The sequence below is a fragment of the Bacillus smithii genome, from assembly GCF_001050115.1.
Classification (GTDB): domain Bacteria; phylum Bacillota; class Bacilli; order Bacillales; family DSM-4216; genus Bacillus_O; species Bacillus_O smithii.
In genome coordinates, this window is the sequence record NZ_CP012024.1 from 2,257,731 (window position 1) to 2,284,416 (window position 26,686).

The 26,686-nt window shown below is 41.6% G+C and carries 28 protein-coding genes; 3 read left to right on the forward strand and 25 right to left on the reverse strand.

Annotated features, from left to right (window positions below):
* The first annotated feature begins 329 nt into the window (after positions 1-329).
* On the forward strand, positions 330-947 hold the full coding sequence (vrrA, locus tag BSM4216_RS10615) for a VrrA/YqfQ family protein (protein WP_048623696.1): 618 nt from the start codon (positions 330-332) through the stop codon (positions 945-947).
* Positions 948-1,071: 124 nt separating this feature from the next.
* Positions 1,072-2,031 carry a 4-hydroxy-3-methylbut-2-enyl diphosphate reductase gene (locus BSM4216_RS10620; RefSeq protein ID WP_048623697.1) on the forward strand — a complete coding sequence of 320 codons (960 nt, stop codon included), beginning with the start codon at positions 1,072-1,074 and terminating at the stop codon, positions 2,029-2,031.
* Positions 2,032-2,106: 75 nt separating this feature from the next.
* On the opposite strand, the gene BSM4216_RS10625 is transcribed toward BSM4216_RS10620, so the two are convergent.
* The 25 genes from BSM4216_RS10625 to rpsU form a co-directional block, all read right to left on the reverse strand.
* A complete protein-coding gene (locus BSM4216_RS10625; RefSeq protein ID WP_048623698.1) occupies positions 2,107-3,225 on the reverse strand; it encodes a Nif3-like dinuclear metal center hexameric protein in 1,119 nt (372 codons plus the stop codon).
* Positions 3,222-3,929 (reverse strand): tRNA (adenine(22)-N(1))-methyltransferase, encoded by a 708-nt coding sequence (locus tag BSM4216_RS10630; RefSeq protein ID WP_048623699.1) that lies wholly within the window; start codon positions 3,927-3,929, stop codon positions 3,222-3,224. The genes BSM4216_RS10625 and BSM4216_RS10630 overlap by 4 nt, the downstream gene beginning before the upstream one ends.
* A 100-nt stretch (positions 3,930-4,029) precedes the next feature.
* On the reverse strand, positions 4,030-4,398 hold the full coding sequence (gene cccA, locus BSM4216_RS10635; protein WP_048623700.1) for a cytochrome c550: 369 nt from the start codon (positions 4,396-4,398) through the stop codon (positions 4,030-4,032).
* A gap of 190 nt (positions 4,399-4,588) precedes the next feature.
* Positions 4,589-5,122, reverse strand: coding sequence for a hypothetical protein (locus BSM4216_RS10640; RefSeq protein ID WP_048623701.1), 534 nt, complete (start codon positions 5,120-5,122; stop codon positions 4,589-4,591).
* A 125-nt stretch (positions 5,123-5,247) separates the two neighbouring features.
* Positions 5,248-6,381, reverse strand: coding sequence for an RNA polymerase sigma factor RpoD (gene rpoD, locus BSM4216_RS10645; protein ID WP_048623702.1), 1,134 nt, complete (start codon positions 6,379-6,381; stop codon positions 5,248-5,250).
* Positions 6,374-8,227 (reverse strand): DNA primase, encoded by a 1,854-nt coding sequence (gene dnaG, locus BSM4216_RS10650; protein ID WP_048623703.1) that lies wholly within the window; start codon positions 8,225-8,227, stop codon positions 6,374-6,376. Before dnaG ends, rpoD begins: the two co-directional genes overlap by 8 nt.
* Positions 8,228-8,267: 40 nt before the next feature.
* The gene (locus BSM4216_RS10655; protein WP_048623704.1) at positions 8,268-8,711 is read right to left on the reverse strand and encodes a YaiI/YqxD family protein; all 444 of its coding nucleotides are present in this window, start codon (positions 8,709-8,711) and stop codon (positions 8,268-8,270) included.
* A 483-nt stretch (positions 8,712-9,194) separates the two neighbouring features.
* Positions 9,195-9,998 (reverse strand): pyruvate, water dikinase regulatory protein, encoded by an 804-nt coding sequence (locus BSM4216_RS10660; RefSeq protein WP_048623705.1) that lies wholly within the window; start codon positions 9,996-9,998, stop codon positions 9,195-9,197.
* Positions 9,999-10,029: 31 nt separating this feature from the next.
* A complete protein-coding gene (gene ccpN / locus BSM4216_RS10665) occupies positions 10,030-10,662 on the reverse strand; it encodes a transcriptional regulator CcpN (RefSeq protein WP_169799141.1) in 633 nt (210 codons plus the stop codon).
* Between the two features lie 178 nt (positions 10,663-10,840).
* Positions 10,841-12,913 carry a glycine--tRNA ligase subunit beta gene (gene glyS / locus BSM4216_RS10670; protein ID WP_048623706.1) on the reverse strand — a complete coding sequence of 691 codons (2,073 nt, stop codon included), beginning with the start codon at positions 12,911-12,913 and terminating at the stop codon, positions 10,841-10,843.
* Positions 12,906-13,796 (reverse strand): glycine--tRNA ligase subunit alpha, encoded by an 891-nt coding sequence (glyQ, locus tag BSM4216_RS10675; protein WP_048623707.1) that lies wholly within the window; start codon positions 13,794-13,796, stop codon positions 12,906-12,908. Before glyQ ends, glyS begins: the two co-directional genes overlap by 8 nt.
* Positions 13,797-14,187: 391 nt before the next feature.
* Positions 14,188-14,964 carry a DNA repair protein RecO gene (recO, locus tag BSM4216_RS10680; protein WP_156179249.1) on the reverse strand — a complete coding sequence of 259 codons (777 nt, stop codon included), beginning with the start codon at positions 14,962-14,964 and terminating at the stop codon, positions 14,188-14,190.
* Positions 14,965-15,001: 37 nt separating this feature from the next.
* A complete protein-coding gene (locus BSM4216_RS16390) occupies positions 15,002-15,145 on the reverse strand; it encodes a YqzL family protein (RefSeq protein ID WP_003355391.1) in 144 nt (47 codons plus the stop codon).
* A gap of 118 nt (positions 15,146-15,263) precedes the next feature.
* Positions 15,264-16,178 carry a GTPase Era gene (era, locus tag BSM4216_RS10685; RefSeq protein ID WP_003355392.1) on the reverse strand — a complete coding sequence of 305 codons (915 nt, stop codon included), beginning with the start codon at positions 16,176-16,178 and terminating at the stop codon, positions 15,264-15,266.
* A gap of 404 nt (positions 16,179-16,582) precedes the next feature.
* Positions 16,583-16,981: a diacylglycerol kinase family protein gene (locus tag BSM4216_RS10690; protein ID WP_174521016.1), complete on the reverse strand. Its 399-nt coding sequence runs from the start codon at positions 16,979-16,981 to the stop codon at positions 16,583-16,585.
* Positions 16,959-17,429 carry an rRNA maturation RNase YbeY gene (ybeY, locus tag BSM4216_RS10695; protein ID WP_048623709.1) on the reverse strand — a complete coding sequence of 157 codons (471 nt, stop codon included), beginning with the start codon at positions 17,427-17,429 and terminating at the stop codon, positions 16,959-16,961. Before ybeY ends, BSM4216_RS10690 begins: the two co-directional genes overlap by 23 nt.
* Positions 17,426-19,552: an HD family phosphohydrolase gene (locus BSM4216_RS10700; RefSeq protein ID WP_048623710.1), complete on the reverse strand. Its 2,127-nt coding sequence runs from the start codon at positions 19,550-19,552 to the stop codon at positions 17,426-17,428. The genes ybeY and BSM4216_RS10700 overlap by 4 nt, the downstream gene beginning before the upstream one ends.
* Positions 19,553-19,789: 237 nt before the next feature.
* Entirely contained in the window at positions 19,790-20,752 is a 963-nt protein-coding gene (locus BSM4216_RS10705; protein ID WP_003355397.1) for a PhoH family protein, read from the reverse strand.
* Positions 20,703-21,947, reverse strand: a complete 1,245-nt coding sequence (gene yqfD, locus BSM4216_RS10710; protein WP_003355398.1) for a sporulation protein YqfD — start codon at positions 21,945-21,947, stop codon at positions 20,703-20,705. Before yqfD ends, BSM4216_RS10705 begins: the two co-directional genes overlap by 50 nt.
* Positions 21,948-21,957: 10 nt before the next feature.
* On the reverse strand, positions 21,958-22,242 hold the full coding sequence (gene yqfC, locus BSM4216_RS10715) for a sporulation protein YqfC (protein WP_048623711.1): 285 nt from the start codon (positions 22,240-22,242) through the stop codon (positions 21,958-21,960).
* Between the two features lie 74 nt (positions 22,243-22,316).
* Positions 22,317-22,670, reverse strand: coding sequence for a hypothetical protein (locus BSM4216_RS10720; protein WP_048623712.1), 354 nt, complete (start codon positions 22,668-22,670; stop codon positions 22,317-22,319).
* Positions 22,671-22,690: 20 nt separating this feature from the next.
* Positions 22,691-23,689 (reverse strand): flotillin-like protein FloA, encoded by a 999-nt coding sequence (floA, locus tag BSM4216_RS10725; RefSeq protein WP_048623713.1) that lies wholly within the window; start codon positions 23,687-23,689, stop codon positions 22,691-22,693.
* A gap of 18 nt (positions 23,690-23,707) precedes the next feature.
* Positions 23,708-24,382 carry an NfeD family protein gene (locus BSM4216_RS10730; protein WP_003355403.1) on the reverse strand — a complete coding sequence of 225 codons (675 nt, stop codon included), beginning with the start codon at positions 24,380-24,382 and terminating at the stop codon, positions 23,708-23,710.
* Between the two features lie 309 nt (positions 24,383-24,691).
* On the reverse strand, positions 24,692-25,138 hold the full coding sequence (locus BSM4216_RS10735; RefSeq protein ID WP_003355404.1) for a GatB/YqeY domain-containing protein: 447 nt from the start codon (positions 25,136-25,138) through the stop codon (positions 24,692-24,694).
* Between the two features lie 15 nt (positions 25,139-25,153).
* A complete protein-coding gene (rpsU, locus tag BSM4216_RS10740; protein ID WP_003355405.1) occupies positions 25,154-25,327 on the reverse strand; it encodes a 30S ribosomal protein S21 in 174 nt (57 codons plus the stop codon).
* 380 nt (positions 25,328-25,707) lie between these two features.
* Here rpsU and BSM4216_RS10745 point away from each other — a divergent pair, with 380 nt between their 5' ends.
* On the forward strand, positions 25,708-26,676 hold the full coding sequence (locus BSM4216_RS10745) for a DMT family transporter (RefSeq protein ID WP_048623714.1): 969 nt from the start codon (positions 25,708-25,710) through the stop codon (positions 26,674-26,676).
* The last annotated feature ends 10 nt before the right edge of the window (positions 26,677-26,686 follow it).

The window sequence follows — 26,686 nt, forward strand, 5'->3', positions numbered from 1 at the left end:
TCGGATTATAAACTCCCCTTTTTTCTCTCTGCCCTCATCTTTTCTGTATGATTGAGTCAAAATTCGATTTTCATCGCTTCTTCTTTAACCAAAAACCTTTTCCCGCTTTTCAGCCTGTTTATGTGCCTTAGCCTTTTTTTCTTTTATCAAGAGATCGATGCCAAGAGTTCATACTTCATTTCTTTTACCAATCCGTTTTCGCCGTAACTGTTTGAGAAATGTCAACTTGTTCTTCATTGGAAAAGAGCTCGCTGACAAGATGTTTCAATTTATATCTTCCTTGCATATTCTATAAAAGAGTGTAATCGTATCAGAAAGGAGGAACGTACATGCCCCCTAGACAAATGCCCCCTGTACAAAGAGGTTTCAATCTTTTTCGCGGACCGCAGCCAACGCAGCCTTTTCAATCTTTTCCACCTTTTGCCAGATCTCCTGTGAGCAGACCTGCCCGCGGCGGGGGATTATTGTCGCGACTTTTGAATCGATCGGGACGAATGGGCAACACCGCTTTTCCCGGGATGACCGGTTTCGAACGCCCCGCTTCCTTGATCGGCCAGTCCCCTGTCCAAAATCTTGCTTCCCCCGGAACACTGAATAAATTTTTAGCAAATACCCAGCAAGTTTTAAATACTGCTCAGCAAATCGGGCCTATGATCCAGCAATACGGGCCTATGGTGAGAAATTTGCCGGCTATGTGGAGGCTTTACAAAGGATTTAAAAATGCTACCGCCGAAGAAGATGCAGACGCAGACGCAGATACAGAATCCGATTCACCGGATGAAGACAGTCATGAAGAGGCAGAAAACACCGAAAAAAAGGACAGCGCAAAAAAAGCATCCAGCTCTTCTCATCAGACAAAAAGATCCCGCATCCAAAAAAGCAAAAAAGCATCGTCCGCCAAAGCGGAGAAAAGAAGCGGCGAATCCGTTCCTAAACTCTATATTTAACAAGGCTATTCTTATTTTACAATAACGGACCCAAACAATCTTTCTTTGTCTTCTTTTGTATCCTCCTATATAATAAAAATCGTAAGGACCCGAATTCTATTATTGTACAGGGGGATTTTAGCGCATGGAAGTCATTAAAATATCACCTCGCGGTTATTGCTACGGCGTTGTAGATGCCATGGTCATCGCCCGCAATGCCGCTTTAGATAAAACCCTTCCCCGCCCCATTCATATTTTAGGCATGATTGTTCATAATCAGCATGTCACAGAGGCGTTTGAAAAAGAAGGGATCATTACATTAGACGGAAAAAACCGCAAAGAAATTTTGCAAAAAGTCGATAAAGGAACGGTTATTTTTACCGCCCATGGCGTCTCGCCGGAAGTCAGAAAGCTGGCCAAAGAAAAAGGACTGGTGACAATTGACGCTACCTGTCCGGATGTCACAAAGACCCATGAATTAATCCGCGAAAAAAAAGAACAAGGATATGATGTCATCTATATCGGCAAAAAAGGGCATCCCGAGCCGGAAGGAGCAGTTGGGGTGGCGCCCGACATTGTACATTTGGTGGAAACGCCGGAAGATGTTGAGAATTTGTCCATCCAAAATGATAAAGTGATCGTGACCAACCAAACGACCATGAGCCAATGGGATGTCGCACACATTATGGACAAAGTGAAAGAAAAATATCCACAAGCGGAAACTCATAAAGAAATATGCCTTGCCACTCAAGTGCGCCAAGAAGCGGTTGCTGAACAGGCAAAAGAAGCGGATGTTTTGATTGTGGTTGGAGATCCTAAGAGCAACAATTCCAACCGTCTAGCCCAAGTGTCTGAAGAAATTGCAGGAACAAAAGCTTACCGCGTTTCCGATATTACCGAGATTGAAATCGATTGGATTAAAGACGTGAAAAAAGTGGCTGTTACCGCAGGAGCTTCCACACCGACGCCGATCGTAAGAGAAGTGATTGAATTTTTGGAAGTCTTTGATCCAAATGACGAAACGACTTGGGTCCGCGAAAAGAAAGTTCCGCTTGAAAAGATCTTGCCTAAAATTAAACATCCAAAAAAACCGGCAAAAGGCTGATCCACAGCCTTTGCCGGTTTTTTATTCCCCACAAAATGAGGCATCGTCAACAGTAGAGATCAAATCATAAGCAAATTATAAAAACCGAAACGGATCCGTATTGACTTTTGAAGGAATAAACTCTACGTCCGCCCCTTTTTCGTCCGAAATGGCGGATAATATTTTGGCCACCCCTGTTTTCATTACTTTTTCCACATTATGTCCCGGGTCGACTATATTTAAACCAGCCATCATGGCATCATGGGCGGTATGATAATACATGTCTCCCGTCACATATACATCGGCGCCTTTAAACACAGCCGATTGATAATATTTGTTGCCGTCGCCGCCAAGAACAGCCACTTTTCTCACTCTGCTCTTCAAATCTCCTACGACTCTCACACCTTCTACTTCCAACTGGGATTTCACAAAACGGGCAAATTCTTCGAGCGTCATTTCTTGCTTTAGTTTGCCAATTCTCCCTAGCCCAAGAATTTCTCCTTTATTTTCCAGAGGGTAAAGATCATACGCCACTTCTTCATATGGATGTGCTTTCAGCATCGCTGTCAAAATCTTTTTCTCCAACCGTTTTGGATAAATCGTTTCAATTCTTACTTCCTGTACTTCTTCCAGTTTTCCTCTTTCGCCAATATAAGGATTAGCATGACTCCCTGGAAGAAATCTTCCTGTTCCCGTTACCGAAAAAGAACAATGACTGTACTCGCCAATAAAACCGGCACCGGCATCTCCTATTGCTTTTCGGACTTCTTCTGCATGGTCGATAGGCACATAAACAGCTAGTTTATTCAATTGCTCTTCGATGGTCGGGACGAGCACTTCCGTGTCTTCCAGCTGCAAACATTCAGCCAATAAATCATTGACGCCACCGGGAGCAATGTCAAGATTGGTATGAGCGGCATAGACGGCAATGTCGTTTTTGATTAATTTTTCCATTATTCTTCCACTCGGTTCGTCCGTCCGTATCGCTTTTAATGGACGGAAAATGGGCGGATGATGAGCAATAATTAATTGAACGTTTTGCTCAATGGCTTCATCGACTACTTCCTCTAACACATCCAGAGCAATCAGCACCCGTTTCACTGGCTGATTCAGTCTTCCCACTTGTAAACCAATTTTATCGCCTTCCATCGCGTAAGATTTAGGAGCAAAGCGTTCAAACCACTGGATCACTTCATGTCCATTGACTGTTTTCATAATCCCAGCGCCTCCTTTACCAAATTCCTTTTTTTCATGAGTTCGGTACGTTTTTCCACTGTCTTATCCGCTGATTCTGCTTTATTTAATTGGTTAAGAATATTTCCCCACTTTTCATATTCATGCTTCCATTTTTGATAAAAAGCGTCGTTTTTCTTTTTTAATAAGATCGGTCCCATTAAAATGCCGGCTTCCAACTGATCATAAGGGCGATACGGGTCCCCTTTTTCGGCGACGATAATTTCATATATTTTTGCATCTTCTTCCAGAATTTGTTCGTCGACGATTTCCCAACCGTTTTTTAAAAGCCATTCTCGAACTTGTCCAGATCCGACGTTCGGCTGAAGAATAAGCCGGCTTACTCCCGGGAGCTTTTCTTTTCCCGCTTCTAAAATGGAGGCGATTAAACTGCCACCCATTCCGGCAATGACGATGCAATCAACTTCTCCTTTTGCTATCACTTCCAGTCCGTCTCCTTTACGGACGTCAATTAAATGTTCCAGTTCGGAAGATTGCACTTGCTTCTTCGCCGATTGAAAAGGACCTTCTGCAATCTCCCCGGCGACAGCCGCTTTTGCCAATCCTTTCTTTACAGCGTAGCAAGGCAAATAAGCGTGGTCAGAGCCGATATCAGCCACTGTTGAATGTTTCGGTATGTATTCTGCCACAGTTTCCAGACGTTTCGATAATTGATGGATATTCATGTTTTCACCACTTAACCATTTTTCTTTCCTCATCTATTTTAAACGGAATGCTGCCACAAAAAAAGCTCTTTGCGTCGATCAGCAAAGAACTTTGATACCATTATTTTAATTTCATCAGCCAGTCTGCCATTTGGTCAGCATGGTCAGCGGACACAAGTCCTGAAGGCATAGCACCTTTTCCGTTCTGAATGATGTTTTTGATTTGATCTTTGGATAATTTCTTGCCAACCCCTTTTAAGGATGGCCCTACGCCGCCTTCATAATTTTGCCCGTGGCAGCCCGCACATGTTTGTTTAAAGAAACCTTCGGGGTCAAAAGTCTCAGCTGTCTGTTCCGTTTTTTCGCCGCCGCCCTTTTTTTCTTTGGCAGCCTGTTCGCTGTCATTTAGACCTTTTAATGATAAGAAAAACACCAGGCCGATTCCAAATACCATAATCAGCAAAAACGGAATAATTGGATTTCGATTCATGCTATTCCCTCCTTTATGTATGCGATTTCAATCTTCACAGTACAAACACCTTCTATTTTACTTCAAAAACCGGATGAGGAAAAGTCCTTGATTGTTAATTTTTTCCCGTTTTTCCGTTTTCAGAAAAAAGAATTCGACTTATATTTTATCATTTCTCGTCAACAAATATTCATCCGAAGCCTCCCTCTCCTCAAGAATGAAACAGGATGAAAACAAAGGTTATGAATATTCCTGCAATCCCCGAAATAGTAAAATATAGTAATTTTTTGGTTTTTCCAACCGCTATCCATAAAAGGCAATTCATCAAAATAATCAAATACAGGCTGATAGAATTTCCCGACAAAAACTTATCATGGATTTTGATTGTGAAAAATAAAAAAATGAGCGCTGCAGATAGAAATATGAACTGCACAAAAAATCCTTTTCGTCCATAGTAGATACCCGCTCCTATCAATAAAACGACAAAAATTGTCAAAATCGCCATTTGCATTATGAAAGGCATTTCAGTAAAATAAAGGACAAATAATGAAATTGGAATGAACAGCAACAATATGGCTTGCAGAATTCGATATGATCGATGGAACCGTGGCAAATGAGCGGCTGAGTTTAGTTCTTCTCCTTCACTGTATAGTGTTAGTAAATAATCGCAATATTTTTCAGGCAGCATCTTATTTTGCTTCCAAAATAAGATTTCTTTGATAATGATTTGCTTTCGCTTATCCATGTTCAACCCACTTCCCATTGCAATATAGGCACTGATTTTCAATGCCGTTCAGATTCACAATGATTCGTTTTCTTCGACAAAAAAAGTTTACTTCAAAAGAAGTAAACTTTAAAGGCAAAATGAAATTATTCTAAAAAGTCTTTTAATCTTTTGCTGCGGCTTGGATGGCGAAGTTTGCGCAATGCTTTCGCTTCAATTTGGCGAATACGTTCTCTGGTAACGCCAAACACTTTCCCGACTTCTTCCAAAGTACGAGTTCTGCCGTCATCCAGACCAAAGCGCAGGCGCAAGACATTTTCTTCACGGTCCGTTAAAGTATCGAGAACATCTTCAAGCTGTTCTTTCAATAACTCATAAGCTGCGTGCTCCGACGGTGAAGTGGCTTCATGATCTTCGATGAAATCGCCTAAATGAGAATCGTCTTCTTCCCCGATCGGTGTTTCAAGCGAAACTGGCTCTTGGGCAATTTTTAAGATTTCTCGTACCTTTTCAGGAGAAAAATCCATTTCTTCTCCGATTTCTTCCGGAGTCGGTTCGCGGCCTAAATCTTGAAGCAATTGCCGCTGAACTCGAATCAGCTTGTTGATCGTTTCAACCATATGAACCGGAATCCGAATGGTTCTTGCTTGGTCTGCAATAGCGCGAGTAATCGCTTGACGAATCCACCATGTTGCATAGGTGCTGAATTTGTATCCTTTTCGGTAATCAAATTTTTCAACGGCTTTAATCAGCCCCATGTTACCTTCTTGGATTAAGTCAAGGAACAGCATGCCTCTCCCAACATACCGCTTCGCAATGCTTACAACAAGACGCAAATTCGCTTCTGCCAAACGGCGTTTTGCTTCTTCATCCCCTTGTTCAATACGTTTTGCCAGCTCAATTTCTTCTTCAGCGGAGAGAAGATCAACACGCCCAATTTCTTTTAAATACATACGAACAGGGTCATTAATTTTAACTCCAGGCGGAACACTTAAATCGTTTAAATCAAATTCTTCTTCCTCTTCTTTTGAGAGCTCATGAATATCAGGATCCTCTTCATGATCGCTATCTTCATTGACGATTTCTATTCCCTGTTCGTTCAAGTATTCATAAAAATCATCCATTTGTTCGGAATCAAGATCAAAATTCGATAGTTTATCGGCTATATAATCGTATGAAAGCTCACCGCGTTTCTTTCCTTTTTCCACTATTTGATTTTTTACTTTATCTAGTGTTAATTCAGGCTCAACTTCTTTGGAACGTGTTGACTTTTCAGCCATTAGTTCCCCTCCTTCCAACATCCTTGAAACTGCCTTTCCTTTTCAACATCTTTCTTAATTGCATAACTTCCATGGCTATGGCTGCCGCTTTTTTATAATCATGTTGTTGTTCTGCTCTTTTGCTTTCTTCCATCTTCGCTTTTATTTTTAACATTTTTTGGTGATTTAACACTTCATTTATATAATCATTTATTTCTTCATCCGAGACATCCATGTTGACATTCATCATTTCTATTTCCGTCACCGTTTTTCTTAAATTCGGATCCGGCAGAAAATTGATGAAAGCACTGGCATCAGGGGGCTTTCCCTCTTCGTAATAACCTAATAAATAAGTGAAAATTGCTTGATGCTCATCCAGATTGAAAGTCTCCCCGGCCAGTTTTTCGTGGATTTGATACGTTAATTCAGGATCTTGCAGCATATAAGCAATCAAGCGGCGTTCTGCCGTTATATAGGCAGGGTATATTTTTCCGGTTGAAGGCATTTCGGAAATTCTCCCTGCCCAATTCGGTCGCGATGGCGGCAAATTCCGTTTTTCTGCATAATATATTTGACGCTGTTGCCATTTTAACGCGTCCAATGAGATCGAAAATTCTTCCGCCAGCTGTCTCATATAATAATCGCGCTCCACCGCCTTTGAAAGCTTTGTAATTTCTTTCAATATTTCATCGATATACTGAAGTTTCTCATCTTCTTTTTGAAGATTTTTCCCCCGTTTATAATACTGCATTTTAAAAGCCATATACGTCATGCTGGCCTCTATAACATCCAGACGGAATTTATCTCCGCCATATGTTTGAATGTAATCGTCGGGGTCCAAGTTGTCGGGAATGACGGAAACTTTCACACGGCAGCCAGCCTCTTCAAGAAGATTCCCGGCCCGAAATGCTGCTTCAACTCCGGCAGAGTCTCCATCATAACATATTAACACTTCATCGGTTAGACGGCGAATAATATGCACATGATCTTCCGTCAAAGATGTGCCCATCGTTGAAACACCGTTGTCAATCCCGGCTCGGTCCGCTGCTATGCAGTCCGCAAATCCTTCAAATAGAATCAACTGGCGTTTTTTTCGAATCGAGTTTCTTGAGCGGTTCAAGTTGTATAAGAGTCGGCTCTTATGAAATATGGGAGTTTCCGGACTGTTCAAATATTTCGGCTGCAGATCCCTCAAACTTCGTCCGGAAAACGCCACGACCCTTCCTTTCGAATCATGCAAAGGGAACATAATTCGATCGCGAAATCGGTCATAGTAGTCTCCTTTTCCTTCGTGGCGGATAACAAGACCCGCTTTTTCCATCAATGAAATCGGAAACCCTCTTCTTTTTAAAAAAAGCGCAGCGACGTTCCACCCCGTTGGAGACCAGCCAATTTGGAATTTTTCTATTTGATCTTTTGTGAAGCCTCTCGAGAATAAATATTCCAGTGCATTTTGGCCTTCTTTTGTATTTATCAGCAAATGATGGTAGAATTTAGCTAGAAGCTCATGAGCAGACATCATGAGTTCATGGTCCTTCGGCAACGCTTGAACGGGTTCGGCTGTTACGTCCACATTCAGCTTGATCCCGGCTCTTTCCGCTAATTGGACAGCCGCTTCTTGAAAAGAAATATTTTCGATTTCCATCAGAAAGGTAAAAACATTTCCCCCTGCTCCACAGCCGAAACAGTGATAAATCTGTTTATCAGGGGAAACCGAAAAAGATGGGGTTTTTTCGCCATGAAACGGACAAAGACCAAAATAATTTTTCCCTTGTTTGCTTAATTGAACATAGTCATGAATAACATCGACAATATTCACCGAATGTTTAATTCTGTCAAGCGTTTCCTCAGGGATTTTTCCTGCCATAAAAGATCACCAGCTTATTACATTCGCGAAAGTGTCGAATTTATCCTTCATACTTCGACAAAAATCTCCGTACTTTTTTTAAAAATTGCTTCCTGTCAGCGTCTGTAAAAGGCCTTGCCCCTTTTTCAAAACGTCCTGACCGGCGTGCCTTTGCCTGGAGATGCCGTATGTCCAAAATGTAAGCCATCTCACTCTCGCTGTATTGATTCCCCCGCGGCGAAAAAGCATACCCTCCTTTTGAGGTGGCCAAACTTGCTAATCCAATATCTTGTGTAATCAACAGATCTCCTTTTTGCAAATGGTTGACTATGAACAGATCCACAGCTTGAAAATGGGAGTCGACATATTTCCATATGCCTCCAATTTCTTCAGACGGCTGGTGTTTGTACGATGCCACAAAGAACACATTCAAGCCATATTCATTTGCCAACGAAATAATTTCCTTTTTTACAGGGCAGGAATCTGCATCGACAAAAATATTCATCGTTCTTTTCTTCTTTGTCATAAATTAATTATTCTACACCATATGGTGGATTCCTTCTTTTTCACAGCAAGTTTCCTGTCAAAAAGAAGTGTAGCCAGGTTTGTCGAATTTTCTCACGGCTTTCTCGCCAGCATTCATCAAGTGACGATTCACTCTTATTCTCCACCGTTCCGACCTATGACGATTAATGAATCATCATCCTTTTCTCTTTCTTTCTCTGGTGTAGGTTTACGGGCTGTTCAAACAGATAGCAATTTGGCCGCTGGGTATCCATTGCCCCGGTCTTTGACATATCACCATAAATAGTTTATTCGTAATGAGGCCAGTCTAAACCTTGAATAGATATTTTTATCACAATTTTTTATTATAATACAAACTTTTTTATTTGGCTATTTTTTATTTCATTTGGCAAGACATTAGAAGGATCGTCAAAGCTAATTCTTTTTCAAAAGGAAAGAAGCACACAATCATGTGATTATGCGCTTATTTTTTTCGAATTTTTTCTATGATAATATTGGCCGTTTCTTCCACCGCTTTATTCGTTACATCTATGACTTCACAACCAATTTTTTTGGCGATGGAATCAAAATACTCTAATTCTTTATTGATTCTGTCCAACTGTGCATAGCTGGCTTGATCATCCAACCCTAAAGTAATCAGCCGTTCCCTCCGAATTTGATTCAATTTTTGCGGTCCAATTTTTAAACCAAAGCATTTTTCTTTCGGTACTTTGAACAGCTCTTCAGGCGGATCCACTTCTGGTACAATCGGAACATTGGCTACTTTATAACGTTTGTGCGCCAAATATTGGGACAGAGGAGTTTTGGAAGTTCTGGAAACACCGACCAACACTATATCAGCTTTCATTAATCCTCGTGGATCTCGTCCATCGTCATATTTGACAGCAAACTCGATTGCTTCCACCTTTTTAAAATATTCATCGTCCAGTCGGCGGACAAGTCCCGGTTCGTACAGCGGCTTTTTCTGAAACATATTCTCCAACTCATCAATGATGGGACCTATAACATCAAAGGATTGTATGTTTTCCTTCTTGGCTCGCTCCTGCAAATATCGGCGCATTTCAGGCTTTACTAACGTATAGACAATCATTCCGTTATCCAATTTGGCTAAAGAAATAACTTCCTCAATATGAGAAATTTCCTCTACGTATGGAAAGCGTTTGAGGACCGTATATGAACCGTCAAACTGGCTGAGGGCAGCTTTTGTGACCAGTTCCGCGGTCTCGCCAACAGAGTCGGAAACAACGTAGATAATTGGATCACTCATTCATCATCACTGTCCTCTCTCTTTCTCGGCATTAATCTTCATTCGCTAAAGCGACAAACGCTTTCGCAATATTCGTTTTTGTGATTCGACCAATCACCTCGAAACCCGTTCCTTTTTCTTTTACTACAGGCATTGCATCAATCTGTTTTTCGATTAAATTTTGGGCGACATCGATCAAAAGATCATCTTTATAGCACATCGTAATATTGGGCATTCTCGTCATGATAATGTTTACCGGTAGGCTATTGAGATCTTGTTTCCCTATACTTGCTCTCAATAAATCTTTTCGCGAAAGCACCCCTACCAACAAAGAATCGTCATCCACTACAAATAAAGTGCCGACATCCTCTAAAAACATCGTGCAAATGGCGTCATAAACCGATACGTTTTTATGCACAACGACGGGTATCGATTGATAGTCTTTTACATAAATTTTTTTTAAATTTTCCGTCAGCAGCTGCGCGCCCGTTTTTCCAGTATAAAAATATCCTACCCGAGGTCTTGCGTCAAGGAAGCCGGCCATTGTTAATATAGCTAAATCCGGACGCAATGTCGCCCGGGTTAAATTTAATTTTTCAGCGATATGTTCTCCTGTAATAGGTCCATTATTTTTCACGATTTGCAATATTTGTTCCTGACGCTTTGTAAGTTCTATGATCCTCACCACCCAACACAATTAAAAGTGTTATACTCATGCAAAAATATTATATACTATTTGAAATAAACGAGGAAGAGCCCGCCTTCGTTCGACAGGCTCTCACATCTTGATATAGTATGGGCCGGAACAGTCAAACTTACGCAAAAACAACTTACAACGGAAACCATCTTTTCCATCTGAAAGTTCATTTTATCACTAACAAATTCACGTTGGCAAACTCTAGAATGTAGCGGGAAAGCTCCTTCATTTGCGCCAACCGATTGTTTCTGATCTCTTCATCGTCGGTCATGACCATAGTTTCATCAAAATAGCGTTCAATCGCAGGACGCAAACTTTCAAGCAGTTGGAAACGCTCTTCAGCAGAAATATCTTGTTTCCATTCTTTTTTCAAGTTCACATAACGTTCATATAGTTCTTTTTCACTTTCGTTCGCAAATAGATTTTCACGAATTTCTTTGTCCTCAGTTGCTTTTTTCGTAATATTAAGGACTCGGCTTAGTGCTTCCGCCACTTCCTTGAATGAAGGTTGACCGATTCGTTTCATCAGAACTTCCGCTTTTGCTTCCACCTCTGCCAAAGAATGAATGGAAACATCTAACAAAGCCTCAATAACGTCATAGCGCACTTCTTTTTCTTCTAAAATGTGCTTCATTCGTTGTTTAAAGAAGTCCAATACAGCCGTATAGATTTCTGCTGTTTCCTTTTGGCCGATTCCAGCGCTTAACACGATATCAATGCTGTCCTTTAACAAAGCTTCCAGCGAAAGATTCCATTTATGCTTCAACATGGTCTGTACAATGCCAGTCGCCTGTCTTCTAAGAGCATATGGGTCTTGAGAGCCGGTTGGGATAATGTCCACAGCAAAACAAGAGATAATCGTATCTAATTTGTCGGCCACGCCTACGATGGCGCCTACAAGTGAATTCGCAGGTTCATCTTCCGAATTCCGTGGTTGGTAATGTTCATTAATCGCCCTTGCCACTTCAGGATTTTCTCCTTGAAGAAGCGCATATTTTTCTCCCATGATCCCTTGCAATTCCGGAAACTCGTATACCATATGCGTGACTAAATCAAACTTGCATATTTCAGCAGCACGGTCTGCTTTCTGCGCTGTTTCTTCTTCTACACGCAGTCTCTCTGCAAGATAAGACGACAATTTTCGTATCCTGGCTACTTTTTCTGCCAATGTCCCAATTTTCTCGTGATATACGATGGACGAAAGTTTTTCCAGCGCTTCAGAAATTTTCAGCTTTTGATCTTCTTTATAGAAGAAATCAGCATCAGCTAAACGCGCTTTCAACACTTTTTCGTTCCCTTTAGCCACCGTTTCAAGAGACCGATCGTTTCCGTTTCGGACCGTCACAAAATGAGGAAGAAGCTTTCCGTCGGCAGTTTTTACAGGAAAATAGCGCTGATGCTCCTTCATGGAAGTAATTAACACTTCCTCCGGCAGATTTAAAAATTCTTCCTGAAAAGAGCCGAATAAAGCGGTAGGGTATTCCACAATGTTATTTATTTCTTCCAATAATTCTTCGTCAATCGGGATGACCCAGCCATGCTTTTCTTCTAAATTCTTCAACTGGCTGCGGATTAACTGTTTTCTCTCATCGGGGTTCGGAATGACATATTCCGCTTTTAGCTTCGTTTCATATTCAGCAGGAGAATCCAATTGAATTTTCCCGCCAAGAAAACGGTGTCCATAACTGAATCGATTCGTTTCTACATCCGTAATCGCAAATGGAATCACTTCGCTTCCAAATAAGACAACGAGCCATTTGATAGGACGTACATACCGCAAATCGTGATCGGCCCAGCGCATATATTTCCCAAAGCTCATGCCCTCAATCAACTCTTTTAATTTGGGAAGCAATTGAACCGTTGGCTGGCCTTTCAAAAATTTCTTCACAAAAGCGTATTCAATCCCTTTGACCTCTTTGAAATAAATGTCGTCAACAGTAGCTGAATGGCTTTTTGAAAACCCGATTGCTGCTTTTGTCCATTCACCCGCTTCATTTAAAGCCGCTTTTTTAGCTGGGCCTCGAGCTTCTTCATGAACATCTGCCTGGGATTCCGCCACATCTTTTACAAGAACAGCTAATCGGCGAGGAGTGGAAAATAGGGAAACCGTTCCATAGTCAATGTTTTCTTTTTGAAAAAATTCCTCTACTTTTTTTCCAAGCTGATTCATGGACTCGGTCACAAAACGGGCCGGCATCTCTTCCAATCCAATCTCAAGCAAAAGGTCCCTTTTAGTCATGCGCTTTCTCCCCTTTCCCTTTTAAAATAGGAAATCCCAATTTTTCTCTTTCTTCGTAGAATGTTTTGGCCACTTGCCTTGCCAAATTTCTCATCCGAGCGATATAAGCCGTTCGTTCTGTCACCGAAATGGAGCCCCGCGCATCGAGAATATTAAATACGTGGGAGCATTTTAAAATGTAGTCATAGGCAGGATGAACCAATCCTTCCTCCATTTGGCGCTTCGCTTCTTTTTCATACGTATTAAACAAGTTAAACAACATGTCAGGATCCGATGTTTCAAATGTATATTTGGAGTGTTCATATTCAGGCTGATAGAAAATATCCTTTACAGTAAATCCATTTGTCCACTCCAAATCAAAAACATTTTCCTTTTCTTGTATGTAGGAAGCCAATCGTTCAATTCCATACGTAATTTCCACGGAAACAGGCTTGCATTCCAGTCCGCCTACTTGTTGAAAATAGGTAAATTGAGTGATTTCCATCCCGTCTAGCCATACTTCCCACCCGAGGCCTGCACAGCCGAGAGACGGGTTTTCCCAGTTATCTTCTACAAAGCGAATATCATGATCAAGCGGATCAATTCCAAGAGCACGCAAAGAATCCAAATAGATTTCTTGAATATTGGCTGGCGAAGGTTTCATAATCACTTGAAATTGATGGTGCTGGTACAGTCGATTGGGGTTTTCCCCATAACGGCCATCTGCCGGCCGTCGGCTTGGTTCCACATAAGCAACATTCCAAGGTTCCGGTCCAATTGCCCGTAAAAACGTATACGGGCTCATCGTCCCTGCCCCTTTTTCTACATCATAAGCCTGCATGAGAATGCAGCCATGATCCAACCAATGCTTCTGCAACGTAAGAATCATTTCTTGTATATTCATTTCGTACACCTCCATATGATCCAATTGCTAAAAACAAGTCTTGCTAAAGACATTCTTCGTTTTTCCACGCATGGAGTCCAAAACAAAAACTCCCGTCCCTATGCAGTAAATCTGCATAGGGACGGGAGTTACACCCGCGGTTCCACCCTATTTGCCTCCGCTTTCTTAGCGTCTGGCCACTTTTTAAAATATTTGCTCCGGACTGCCGTTCCCTGATGCCCTATGTCCGGCTCCCACCATCCCGGATTCGCTGAGATAGAACGTAATCAGGTACTCCTTTCCTTCTTCGCAACATATGAAATTTACATTTCAACTAACCGTGGACTCTAATAATACCACAGATTGAATAGCTATTCCTCATATTCAAAAATAATCGATCCCACCACGTTTGTCAATCTCCTTCTTTCGAAGATGGGCCAAGCATGCTTTGCATTTTTTCGATCTCCTCGAGAAATTTTCGAGATTTCAAAAACAAACCCGAATATTCGTCATAATACATGGAAAGGACCGTACGCAGTTCTTTTTTTGTTTGAGGTTTCACTGATATACTTCCAAGACGCCGAAGATCAATATAATAAAAAAGGCGCAGCAATTTTACAGTGGCTTGAGAAACGGGAAGCAAATAAGGATCTAATTCAAAACAGCGATGACAAAGAAGACCGTTTTCTCTAATCGAGAAGGCAAAACGCCCTTCTTTGCTGCCGCAGTTCACACATTGATTCAACTCCGGACGAAGGCCGATCACCTGCAGCATTTTCATTTCAAAAATATTGGTCAATATAGCTGCATCATAGCCTTCATCTATGTAATCCAATGTTTGGTAAAAAAGCTCATACAAATACGGGTTGACTTTACTTTCTTCTGTTCCTTTATCCAGCAGTTCAGCCAAATACGAAGAATAAGCAGTTTTAAACAAGTCTTCCCTTATTTCTTTGAAAGAATGAATAGATTCTCCTTGCTGCAGAGTTCCTAATCCTCTAGATGACTGAAACAAAAACTGCCCGCAAAAGAGCAGCTGGGTAATGGCGGAGAGGCGGCTATTCGGTTTTCTAGCCCCTCTCGCCATTAAAGCCATTTTTCCAAATTCTCTTGTAAACAATGTGATGATTTTATTTGATTCGCCATACGGAGTCGATCGTATGACAATTCCTTCACACTTTTGAAACACGTTGAAGGCCATCCTTTCATTGCACCAACGGGCCTTTTCAAGACAACGGAAATTCGGCTTCTGCTAGTTCTTCCTCTTCTTCCAAGCGAGCAGATTGGCTTTCTTTTTCCAACTCTTTGTACAAGAGATACGTATCAATATTACCCGTTTTCGAAAACAGCTTCCAGGTAAAATCCAACATCATAACCCCGCCTTTCTTTGATTGAAACTAGCAAAAATGTTGTGATAATATTTTCCCCCGCCTATACCCGATTTATTAGGTGCAATTTTTTCAAGTACCTTGTCAAAAACTCAAGATCTTAATATTCGTCTTCTCGAAAACCATATTCGCGTAGAGCAGATATTTTATCACGCCAATCTTTTTGAACCTTTACCCATAATTCTAAAAAGACTTTGGAACCGAGAAGATTTTCAATGTCCATTCGAGCTCGTTTTCCTACTTCCTTCAGCATTCTCCCTTGTTTACCGATGATAATGCCTTTTTGGGAATCTCGTTCTACGATAATCGTGGCCATGATATGCACAAGATCCTTCTCTTCCTCGCGTTCCATTTTGTCAATCAGAACCGCAATCGAATGAGGAACCTCTTCTCTTGTCAAATGCAGAACTTTTTCCCGGATCAATTCCGAGACGATAAAACGTTCCGGATGGTCAGTCACTTGATCCGCCGGATAATATTGAGGACCTTCCGGCAAATATTCTTTAATGGCCGAAAGCAAGCGATCAACATTATTTCCATTAAGCGCGGAAATCGGAAATATTTCCTGGAAAGGATAAAGTTCTTTGTACTGTTCAATCATAGGAAAAAGCTCATCAGGATGTATTTGATCAATTTTATTTAATACTAAAAAAACGGGTGTTTGGATATCTTTGAGCATTTCGATGATATATTGTTCTCCCCGGCCGAGCCCTTCCGTCACATTCACCATAAATAAAATCAAATCTACTTCCTTAAGGGCGTTTACAGCCGTTTTTACCATAAAGTCGCCAAGTTTGTGCTTTGGCTTATGGATGCCGGGAGTGTCGATAAAAATCATTTGGGCATCGTCCGTTGTATAAACTCCCTGAATTCGGTTTCTTGTTGTTTGCGGTTTATCGCTCATAATAGCAATTTTTTGACCGATCACCCTGTTCAGAAAGGTTGATTTACCGACATTCGGTCTACCAATAATGGAAATAAATCCTGATTTATAATCTGCATTGATTGTCGCCATAGTTTTCGAAAATCCTCCACTGTTGTAAGATTCTTAGTATGATGATTTTGAGCAAATCCTTTGTGAAACCAAAGACTTTCGTTTGTAAGCGCTTTAAAAAGCCAAATCCCCAACCGGATTGAATCACTATCTATATTTTACACCATTTTTTCTCCATATGGAGAGAGAGAAGTGAAAATTTCAGAAAAATTCGTCATTATTGCCTCGTTGATTCAAAAAACCATTTAATTCCACAAGGCTGTTTTTCATTGGCTTACGCTCTCATTTTAACCGACAAATGGCATGATTTCAAATTGGGTAAGTTAAAACTTGGTGTTTTCTCCCCAAATTCCGTTTCGCTTCCTCTGAACTCCCCACAAATCGCATGATTTGAAAAAGAGCCGCCTTTTGATCGACTCTTCCATTCATACAAAAAGTCGAAACCATTTCGGTAAAAAGATGATCATGCCGATCACAACAGCAAAAATAGCGTAGACGAGCACCGCCCCCGCCGCTAAATCTTTTGCCTCTTTTGCCAGCGGATGGTAGTCTTGTGTCGCTAAATCCACTATTTTTTCTATGGCGGTATTCACCATTTCCAGCGCGAACATTCCTGCGAATAAAAGTAAGAGGATCATCCACTCCCATTTTGAGAGTTGAAAAGCGAGACCGGCCGCCATAGTTAAGAATGCCGCCATAACGTGAATTTTAAAGTTCGCTTCTTTCCATGCCGTACCTATTCCGCCAAAAGCGAACGAAAAGGACCGTTTTAATCGATGGACGCTGAAAACGTTCCGATCTTTATCTTTTGAGTCCATATTCATTTAAAATTTCCCTTTGCCGTGAAAACATGATTTTTTCGTCTTCCTCTGTCATGTGGTCATATCCGAGAAGATGAAGAAATCCATGCACCGCTAAAAATCCGAGTTCACGCTGAAAAGAATGGCCATAATCATGAGCCTGTTCACGTGCTTTAGGAACAGAGATAATAATATCCCCTAAAACTCTAGGCATATCTTCACCAATGATTTCCACTTCCTCCTCGTCAGTCTCTTCAAGAGCAAAGGAAATCACATCTGTCGGTTGATCTTTATGGCGATAATCCCTGTTAATTTCTTGGATGCGCTGATTATCGACAAAGGTTACAGACACTTCGCTTTCCTCCTGAATCCCTTCTTTTTCAGACGCAAATTGCAGCAGTTGCTCCACTAATTCCAAATCTTCTTGCTTTAATTCATTCGTTTCATCGATTAAATCAATCATTAAACTCATGTTGCTTCCTCCGTCTGTTTTTTCATTTCCGGATATTCGATCCGCGAGTGAAAAATACCATTTAATGCATCACAAATCGTTTGTTTGACAATTTCCAGTTCTTTTAAAGTAATATCACATTCACTAAACTGCCCGTCCCGCAAACGGTCTTGAATAATATTATGGACGAGGCTTTTTATTTGTTCAACAGTTGGCTGTTTCATCGATCGGACAGCCGCTTCCACACTATCGGCAATGCTGACGATGGCAATTTCTTTTGTCTGCGGCTTAGGACCCGGATATCGAAAATCTTCTTCATTCACTTCGTGGTTTTTTTCAATCGCTTTATAATAAAAATATTTTACCAAAGTGGTCCCATGATGCTGCTCGGCAAAATCCACAATTTCCTTCGGCAGCTTTTCTTTTCGCAGCATAGCCGCTCCGTCCACCACATGATCGATGATCATTTGTTTACTGACCTCAGGAGACAGATGTTGATGGGGATTTTCATGATCCATTTGGTTTTCAATAAAAAATTTTGGTCTTTTTGTTTTGCCGATATCATGGTAATAACATCCCACCCTTGCAAGCAAGCCATTCGCCCCGATCGCTTCACATGCCGCTTCTGAAAGGTTGGCCACCATGATGCTATGGTGGTAAGTACCCGGCGTTTCCATTAAAATCTTTTTCAATAAAGGATGGTTCGGATTCGATAGTTCAATCAGCTTCATCGTCGACAAAACGCCAAATCCACTTTCAATCATCGGCAATAAGCCTAGCGTCAGCACGGCAGACGCTATCCCGGATATAAAAGCAAACAAGGCAAAAAACAAATATTCCTTTCCAGAATACGATCCATTGCCGATTAATTTCAAAAATAAGATGACGAGCACATTGACAATGGACACATAAACTCCCGCCTGTAAAATATTCAAGCGGCGGCGATGCTTCAATAAAAACAAACTTCCCGTTAAACCGCTGAACAATAGATAAATAGCCATTTCGACATGAATGGTTTCACTCGTTCCATTATGAAACATAATGCTCCCGCAAGCCGCCAAAAGAATGGCGACGATTGCTGCTGTCCGCTCATTGATTAAAATGGTAATGAGCATGGAAGAAAGCGCTCCCGGATACAGGAAGCTCAACTGAGCATAGTCGTTATTTCCAATCCAGGCAATGATTTTCATTAACAAAAAAGAAAAAGTAAAAATCATGCCCACTAAAAGCAGATAGCTCTTTTTCTTTTCTGAAGGCAAAGAAGCGGTATGAAAAGAATAAATGAGCAAAAAAACGACAACCAAAACAAAAATAAGGAGTCCAAAAACAGGTTTATATGAACGTTGGTGATTGATAAGACCCAGCAGTTTTAATTGCCGATAAATGTCCCTGTCAATTAAGTGACCTTCTTGGACGATGACTTGTCCTTGTAAAATCCTTACCGGTTCCACTTCTTCTTGGGCCTGTTCTTTCCGCTCGGAGGTCAACCGGCTGTCATACTCTTCAGTTGGCACGATGGCATAACGTCCAATTTCAACCGCAGCCCGTTTTAAATCTGGGGCCAATGGATTTTTTTCAATCGCTTGTTCGACTTGGTTTTGAAAATCAGTCAAATGTTCCTTGCGAATCCGCTGCTGCAACGTAAACTCCACATTGTCCACAATCGCATTCCGTGTTTTTTCTAGTTCTTCTTGATCGGCGGACAACAACGTTAAAAAAACATCATCGCTAATCGATTTCGTCACATCTTCTGTCACATTTTTCGTCAGTTTATCTTTCAGTTCGGCTAATGGCGCCCGTTCTTCCTTTTGACTTTCTTTTTTTACTTCTTGTATAAAATCAAATATGGAATTCACGAGAGAAACCCGATTGAGAGCAGTATCTTGATTATAGACATAGGCATCTTCCACTTCTTCAGCTGCCTTTTTTCGTTCCTCTTCCGTTTTTTCTTTATCAACGATCGTTTTCGGTGAACGGATTGTTTTATCCGCAACGGAAAACAATTCTACATCATACGTTTCGGGTTTTACATTCATATAAAGGACGACAAACAAAATAATTGTGAGGAGTGTATACATGAGCGCAGCCAACATCGAATAGCTGACAGCAGAGCGTATACGGGTTATCCACTTTTGTACAATCATCGTACATATCCCCCGATCAAGCATCAGGATCTTTTACGGACATCGTGTGATGACTCCTTTAAACGGCGATATCCGACACGTCCATCCACTACTCACCTGATATCAGTAGAATCCAACAATGAAAGCGATGATAGCTTTGTATCAATGAATTTTTAAAAAACCGTCATTCATCTGAAGCAAGGAAACGTTAACAGACGGAACTTGGATAAAGAATAAGCCCGGGTGTCGCCACCGGACTTATTCATCGAAACGATCATAGGCCTCAATAATTTTAGAAACTAATGGATGCCTTACAACATCCGTTTGTTCTAAGTATATAAAACCAATCCCCGGTACATCCCGCAAAATATGTTCAGCGCTAATAAGTCCGGAATGGACCCCTTTCGGGAGATCTATCTGAGTTCTGTCGCCAGTGATGACCATTTTCGATCCGAATCCAAGCCGGGTCAAAAACATTTTCATTTGGGCACGAGTGGTATTTTGAGCCTCATCCAATATAATAAAAGCATCATCCAATGTTCGGCCCCGCATATAGGCAAGCGGAGCAATTTCAATCGTTCCTCTCTCAATCAAGCGCTGCGTATGTTCAACGCCTAATACATCATGAAGCGCATCGTAGAGAGGCCGCAGATAGGGATCTACTTTTTCTTTTAAATCCCCGGGCAAGAATCCTAGGCTTTCCCCTGCTTCAACGGCAGGTCTTGTTAAAATGATGCGTTTTACGAATCCATTTTTGAGTGCATGCACCGCCATCACGACCGCTAAAAACGTTTTCCCCGTTCCCGCAGGTCCTATCCCAAATACAAGGTCATGTTGTCGAATGGCTGAAACATAATGCTGCTGGCCAATTGTCTTGACGCGAATGGATTTTCCTTTCGCATTTTTCGCAATTTCTTTGTCATACAATCCATCGAAGTAATCGATTGTCCCTTGTTTCGCCATTTGTACAGCGTACACAACATCTCTTTGGCTGATGTGGATCCCTTTCCTCATCACATTCAACAGCTGTTTTAAAATGTTGTGTACAATCTCGACTTCTTGTTCTTTCCCTGAAATAAGAATCGTTTCACCTCTTGTAATGAGAGAAACTTGAAATTCTTCTTCCAGCGTTTTTAAATTGCTGTCTGATATGCCGAACAAAGCTACTGCCTCATTCGGATCTTCCAGGATGATTTCCAGATTTTTGGTTTTTTCTGTCATTCGCTTTATCTCCTTGAATGATTGGTTGTCCTTTTGCAATATCTTCAATCACTTGGAAATATACTGTTATCCTAACTTTACCATTCTCTATTCTTCGATGCAAAATTTTTTCGCCCGTAATTTGTGCATCCGACTGAAGATGCTTTCTCAAATCCTTTCTTGCTAATTGATTCGCCTCTTGAACCGCCTGATTCACCGTATATCGGCGTTCCACGATTTTATATTCACGTTTGATCGACTGGCCCCATTCAACTGGAAGTTCCCAACGGAAAAACTTGATAGGATGGCTGCTTTCTTCCAAGGCCGTCAATTTAAATGTTTCCTTCTTCCACCATCCCCAGACAGGAATAGAAAACTTTCCTATTTTCAAAAAATAGCTTCTATTTTCCTTGCCGGTAAAAACTTGAAACGTCGTCTCAAGCGGCAGTTCAACGGATGATTTGTACCACGTTTCTCCCCAAACCTTTCCCTTGGAAGCCACGCTTTTTAGATGTTCTTCGTTGCCAACCCAACCGGAAACAAGCAATTGCCCTTTTTGAACAAACTGATTTCGCTTCACTACAGGCTGTCCTTTCTCAACAAACATTTTAACAATGACAGCTTTCTTTTTCGCTACTAAATTTTGCGGTCCTGTTGTCTTTTTTTCCTTTGGCTCGGTTTTTTCGACTACTTGAAAATGATAGGTTGTCCCGTTTAAATGTACACCAACCCATGTAATTCCTTCCACCCGACTTGTTAACTGGCGTTGAATCGAATCGACGTCATCTATGAAAAATTGCAGTTTTCCTTTTTGAATGCCCATGCTTTTTAATTCTTTCCGAATGGCATGTTCCATTTCCGGACTGGCGCCCGTTATTTCGATCCCCCATACCATATTGGAAAGCACCACCAATATAATGAGAAACGAGAGCACCCCCGCCAACAAGCCGCTGTTTTTCATAAGCTTCTTTCCTATAAACGGACCGCCGCTTCCTTCGAGAAACGTGATTTTTCCTTCGAAATGACGGGCAATTTTACGAAATTCAGAAAGATCCTCCAATTGAATATAGAATATCACCGATTTCGTCCCGGTTTTTTTGGCATTCCAGACAGAAAGGTTGGATCTTACCAAATGATTAAGGAATCGTTCCGTCCCTTGGCCCTCCGCTTTGACCAATACTTTTCCTTTCAAAAACATCGTCCACTGGTTTTTCATCACTATCCCCCTACTGTTCCAAATACAAAACTTGGTCCACTCTACCTTCCAGCAAAATTTCTTCCGGCAAAATGGTTTTAATGACAAACGAATTTCCTTTTATTAATAACTGTCCTTGTTTCAGCAACAGCCTAACTTCTTTATCAGAAAAAGATAGCAACCCCCGATGGTTTTCCACGTATATATGGATTTGTCCGATCATCGTAATTCTTGGAAGGTCCATCATGACATCTTCAGGTAGGTCAAGTGTTTTAGCAAACCAGCTTTTTACTTGCTGCCGCCACTTTTTTGCCATAAAAAAAGAACCTCCTCTCATTTCATATGTATGAAATAAAAGGAAGTTTCAGCACTTCTTTTGATCTTTCCCGCCTAGGAAAAATAATTCCTTTTCGCTCTTGGAGGACCAAGAACTTCAGCTAAAATGATCCCCTTAACCAATTCCTTTTCTTGAATGGTCATGGCAGACTGTTCTTCCGCAGCCTCTTTGATTTCAAACGCTGCCCGGGCTTGATGATCTTCTCGTTCATTTCGTTTTGAATGTCGAATGAAATTCGGTTCAAGATCCTTCGCAGCCTTTGCCGACAAAGGGTGCGTTTTTTCCGCCGTTCTTTCCTTTTTAATTCGATTGATGGAACGTTTTTGCTGGGGTTTCGCTTTTCTCATGAACATGTTATATAGATAGCTTCCGACAATGATAATCAAAAGTCCGATCATGGTTTCCATCGCGATTCTCCTTTCATCTTCTACGCTTTTCGTGTATCATTCTCTTTTGAATCCCCAGTCAGTTTGCCGATTGATTCTCTCATCCCTGTATCAGCTACGATATTACGAAGATTGAAATAATCCAAAACGCCTAGATTTCCTTTTCTAAGAGCCTCCGCAGTGGCCAACGGCACTTCTGCTTCTGCCTCTACAACTTTCGCTCTCATTTCTTGAACTTTAGCTTTCATTTCTTGTTCGGTCGCCACAGCAATGGCGCGACGTTCCTCCGCTTTAGCCTGAGCAATTTGTTTATCTGCTTCCGCCTGTTCTGTTTGCAGTTCGGCCCCTATATTTTTTCCAACGTCCACATCGGCAATATCGATCGAAAGAATTTCAAATGCAGTTCCAGAATCAAGCCCCTTCGCAAGTACTGTCTGCGAAATCATATCCGGGTTTTCTAATATTTTTTTATGGTCATCAGCTGAACCGATCGTCGAAACAATTCCTTCCCCGACACGGGCAATAACCGTTTCTTCCCCCGCTCCCCCGACAAGGCGGTCAATATTGGCTCTTACCGTAATTCGAGCTTTCGCTTTGACTTCTATCCCGTTCATCGCTACACCAGCAATAAAAGGAGTTTCAATGACTTTTGGATTGACGCTCATTTGCACTGCCTGCAAGACGTCACGGCCGGCAAGATCAATCGCAGCGGCGCGTTCGAAGGAAAGTTCGATATTCGCCCGGTGCGCTGCGATCAAAGCGTTGACGACACGATCGACATTCCCGCCTGCTAAATAATGGCTTTCCAACTGGTTGGTTGTTACGTGTAAGCCGGCTTTCGACGCTTTAATTAACGGATTGATGACACGGCTTGGAATCACCCTTCTAAGCCTCATCCCAATCAATGTGAAAATGCTGACTCTGACTCCGGCCGCCAATGCCGAAATCCAAAGCATAACCGGAACAATGGTCAAAAGTATGGCTAATAAAATAAGTCCAATCACAATCAGGATAAGAACAAACATCATTCCTGGATCCATTCCTATTCCTCCTGCCTTTTATTGTTTTACTTCTCTTACAATAATACGAACGCCTTCCACTTTTACTACCTGAATTTTTTTATCTTTCGCAATATAATTTCCTTCCGTAATCGCATCGATTCGTTCCTCATCTATCAGAATAGTCCCGGATGGACGAAGAGGAGTAACCGAAACACCTGTTTTTCCGATCAAATCATATCGATTCACATGGGAAACATAGCCTTTTTCTGAATCTGTGGAATCGGTCAGGACCATCCTTTGAAAAAGCTTCATTTTTTGGTGAAACACTCTTCTCATGACGATCATCCCCGTCACGGCAACCCCGATGGCGATCAACAGTGAAATCCCCATCCATAATCGATTATCTCCAACCGTCAAAATGCTTACGATCATGGCGGAAAGCCCTAATATTCCGGCTATTCCGCCCGGTAAAAATAATTCAGCGGTTAAAAGAACAACACCCACTAAAAAGAATGCAACGGCTTCATACCCGGCCGTACCAGCAGTAATATGTGCCCAGAAAAAAAACGCAAGAGCCAATATACCTATAATTCCGACAATTCCAAATCTAGGAGTAAAAAGTTCCATGACGAATGCCAAACTGGCAATGCTCAATAAAATGGTCACCATGGCTGGATGGGTCAGAATACGGCTCCACTTCACTGCAAAGCTTTCATGAACTTCATTCGTCATTCCCTTCTCCTTTTCAAACACCAAAACACTCTTCTCTCCGGTAAACGATTTCCCTTGTTGAAGAGTGGATTCCGATTGATTGGCACACACTTCTACAGGCAGCAACAGTAAACAAAGTACGAATAAAAATGATATTCTCGCGATCGCTTACACCTCCACCATTCCCGTTATCTTATTTACGCCTAATACCGAAAAAAGTTTCGAATGATTTTTCATTTATATATGAAAATGGATCAGAAAAAGGAGGTTAAACGCTCAAAATTCGCCCACAAAAAAAGAGAGGCGATCGTCCTCGCCTCTCTTTTTTATTTACGATAAATGTTTCTGAACTAGCTTATTGACAAGAGAGCCATCTGCCTTCCCCTTTACTTTTGGCATTATGGCGCTCATTACTTTTCCCAAATCAGCTTTTGAAGAAGCATTCACTTCAGCAATTGTTTCCGTAACAATTTGCTCAAGTTCATCTTCTGTTAATGGTTTAGGCATATATTCACTCACGTAAGTCAGTTCAGTTTGAATTTTCTCAACAAGATCTTCACGACCTGCATTCTGAAATTCTTGGAGGGAGTCTTTCCGTTGTTTTACTTCGCGAGAAAGGACTGTCAACTCTTCGTCTTCTGCCAACTCACTTTTTCCAAGCTTGATCGCTTCGTTTTGAAGAGCAGCTTTCAGCATGCGAATGACAGAAAGCTTTTCTTTTTCCCTATTCTTCATCGCTTGTTTCATGTCGTGATTTAAACGTTCGAGAAGACTCAATGACTACACCCTCTCTTAATACTTGCGTTTTCTGGCCGCTTCAGACTTTTTCTTGCGTCTTACGCTTGGCTTTTCATAAAATTCGCGTTTTCTGTACTCTTGTAAAGTACCTGTTTTAGATACTTGACGTTTAAAACGACGAAGAGCATCTTCAAGCGATTCATTTTTGCGAACAATCGTTTTTGACATCTCTCTTCCCCTCCCTCCGAACACAGTACGATTACATATTGGTTTATGACCATAACATGTACTATGACATTATAATATATGCTTGTCTTTAGGTCAACAATTCTCTCCTCATGAGGAAATGGATGCCTTAGACAAAATGTTTCTACAGCCACCATTCCATGGCTGGAGAAACAGAATTGAATGATTCCAATCTCTTTTTTCTAAAAAATTGGTTACATAGACAAACTGCACGGAGTAAAATAATCTTCGAGTAGTTTGTTGCGTTCAATTTATCCAAATGGTTCAAAATGGATCAAATTTAGACCATAAGTTTTTTCAGCGGATAAAACCGAAACATTTTGTAAGAATATTCACTCTTTTCCGAAAGGAGGACGATGGGTATGCGTCCGATTCTGTTAGGGGTTTTAGCCGCTTTCTTTTTTGCGTTTACATTCCTATTCAACCGGATGATGGATTTAGAAGGCGGAAGCTGGATATGGAGCGCTTCTTTGCGCTATTTTTTTATGGTTCCTCCCATGATGGTGATCGTTGCTTTCCGCAAGGGTCTTAAAACTCTTTGGCAAGAAATGAAAAAAAAGCCTTATGAATGGCTGTTATGGAGTACGGTTGGCTTTGGCCTATTTTATGCGCCTTTGTGTTTTGCCGCTGCCTATGGTCCTGGTTGGCTGATTGCCGCTACTTGGCAAATAACCATCATTTCGGGTTCACTTCTTGCACCGTTTTTTTACGAAACCGTCCAAACCGCACGAGGCCCCCTCAAGCTGCGAGGACACATTCCCACCCGTGGTCTGGCCATGTCTAGCTTCATTCTGTTAGGGGTGGCTTTTATACAATTCGAACACGCTGCTCGAATTTCAGCTGCCGACGCTGTGCTGTGCATCTTCCCCGTTATGTTGGCTTCCTTTGCTTATCCGCTCGGGAATCGGAAAATGATGGCGGCCGTTTCTCATCGCTTAGACGCTTATCAACGTGTACTTGGCATGACGATCGCGAGCCTTCCTTTTTGGATCGTCCTTTCGTTGTACGGAGCAGCTGTGATCGGACCCCCCAGCCTCGGACAGATCATTCAAACTGGTTGGGTGGCTATATTTTCCGGAGTGATCGCAACCGTTATGTTTTTTGCGGCTACTGATATGGTAAAAGGAAACATGCAAAAATTGTGCGCTGTGGAAGCAACCCAGTCATCGGAAGTGTTGTTCGCCATAATCGGTGAAATGATCGTATTATCCGCTCCTCTTCCTTCTCCCCTGTCTTGGCTGGGAATCAGTTTTGTCGTTATCGGCATGCTTTTGCACAGTTTCTTGTCGCGTCCCAAAAAAGAACAGAACAATGAGACGATCCATGTATAACAAAGGCAGG

Bases quoted from the DNA above. Each gene is read 5' to 3' on its own strand.
- vrrA (WP_048623696.1), top strand. From the start codon at position 330: ATGCCCCCTAGACAAATGCCCCCTGTACAAAGAGGTTTCAATCTTTTT.
- BSM4216_RS10620 (WP_048623697.1), top strand. From the start codon at position 1,072: ATGGAAGTCATTAAAATATCACCTCGCGGTTATTGCTACGGCGTTGTA.
- BSM4216_RS10625 (WP_048623698.1), bottom strand. From the start codon at position 3,225: ATGAAAACAGTCAATGGACATGAAGTGATCCAGTGGTTTGAACGCTTT.
- BSM4216_RS10630 (WP_048623699.1), bottom strand. From the start codon at position 3,929: ATGAATATCCATCAATTATCGAAACGTCTGGAAACTGTGGCAGAATAC.
- cccA (WP_048623700.1), bottom strand. From the start codon at position 4,398: ATGAATCGAAATCCAATTATTCCGTTTTTGCTGATTATGGTATTTGGA.
- BSM4216_RS10640 (WP_048623701.1), bottom strand. From the start codon at position 5,122: ATGGATAAGCGAAAGCAAATCATTATCAAAGAAATCTTATTTTGGAAG.
- rpoD (WP_048623702.1), bottom strand. From the start codon at position 6,381: ATGGCTGAAAAGTCAACACGTTCCAAAGAAGTTGAGCCTGAATTAACA.
- dnaG (WP_048623703.1), bottom strand. From the start codon at position 8,227: ATGGCAGGAAAAATCCCTGAGGAAACGCTTGACAGAATTAAACATTCG.
- BSM4216_RS10655 (WP_048623704.1), bottom strand. From the start codon at position 8,711: ATGAATATTTTTGTCGATGCAGATTCCTGCCCTGTAAAAAAGGAAATT.
- BSM4216_RS10660 (WP_048623705.1), bottom strand. From the start codon at position 9,998: ATGAGTGATCCAATTATCTACGTTGTTTCCGACTCTGTTGGCGAGACC.
- glyS (WP_048623706.1), bottom strand. From the start codon at position 12,913: ATGACTAAAAGGGACCTTTTGCTTGAGATTGGATTGGAAGAGATGCCG.
- glyQ (WP_048623707.1), bottom strand. From the start codon at position 13,796: ATGAATATACAAGAAATGATTCTTACGTTGCAGAAGCATTGGTTGGAT.
- BSM4216_RS16390 (WP_003355391.1), bottom strand. From the start codon at position 15,145: ATGTTGGATTTTACCTGGAAGCTGTTTTCGAAAACGGGTAATATTGAT.
- era (WP_003355392.1), bottom strand. From the start codon at position 16,178: ATGGCGACAATCAATGCAGATTATAAATCAGGATTTATTTCCATTATT.
- BSM4216_RS10690 (WP_174521016.1), bottom strand. From the start codon at position 16,981: ATGAATATGGACTCAAAAGATAAAGATCGGAACGTTTTCAGCGTCCAT.
- ybeY (WP_048623709.1), bottom strand. From the start codon at position 17,429: ATGAGTTTAATGATTGATTTAATCGATGAAACGAATGAATTAAAGCAA.
- BSM4216_RS10700 (WP_048623710.1), bottom strand. From the start codon at position 19,552: ATGATTGTACAAAAGTGGATAACCCGTATACGCTCTGCTGTCAGCTAT.
- BSM4216_RS10705 (WP_003355397.1), bottom strand. From the start codon at position 20,752: ATGACAGAAAAAACCAAAAATCTGGAAATCATCCTGGAAGATCCGAAT.
- yqfD (WP_003355398.1), bottom strand. From the start codon at position 21,947: ATGAAAAACCAGTGGACGATGTTTTTGAAAGGAAAAGTATTGGTCAAA.
- yqfC (WP_048623711.1), bottom strand. From the start codon at position 22,242: ATGGCAAAAAAGTGGCGGCAGCAAGTAAAAAGCTGGTTTGCTAAAACA.
- BSM4216_RS10720 (WP_048623712.1), bottom strand. From the start codon at position 22,670: ATGGAAACCATGATCGGACTTTTGATTATCATTGTCGGAAGCTATCTA.
- floA (WP_048623713.1), bottom strand. From the start codon at position 23,689: ATGGATCCAGGAATGATGTTTGTTCTTATCCTGATTGTGATTGGACTT.
- BSM4216_RS10730 (WP_003355403.1), bottom strand. From the start codon at position 24,382: ATGACGAATGAAGTTCATGAAAGCTTTGCAGTGAAGTGGAGCCGTATT.
- rpsU (WP_003355405.1), bottom strand. From the start codon at position 25,327: ATGTCAAAAACGATTGTTCGCAAAAATGAATCGCTTGAAGATGCTCTT.
- BSM4216_RS10745 (WP_048623714.1), top strand. From the start codon at position 25,708: ATGCGTCCGATTCTGTTAGGGGTTTTAGCCGCTTTCTTTTTTGCGTTT.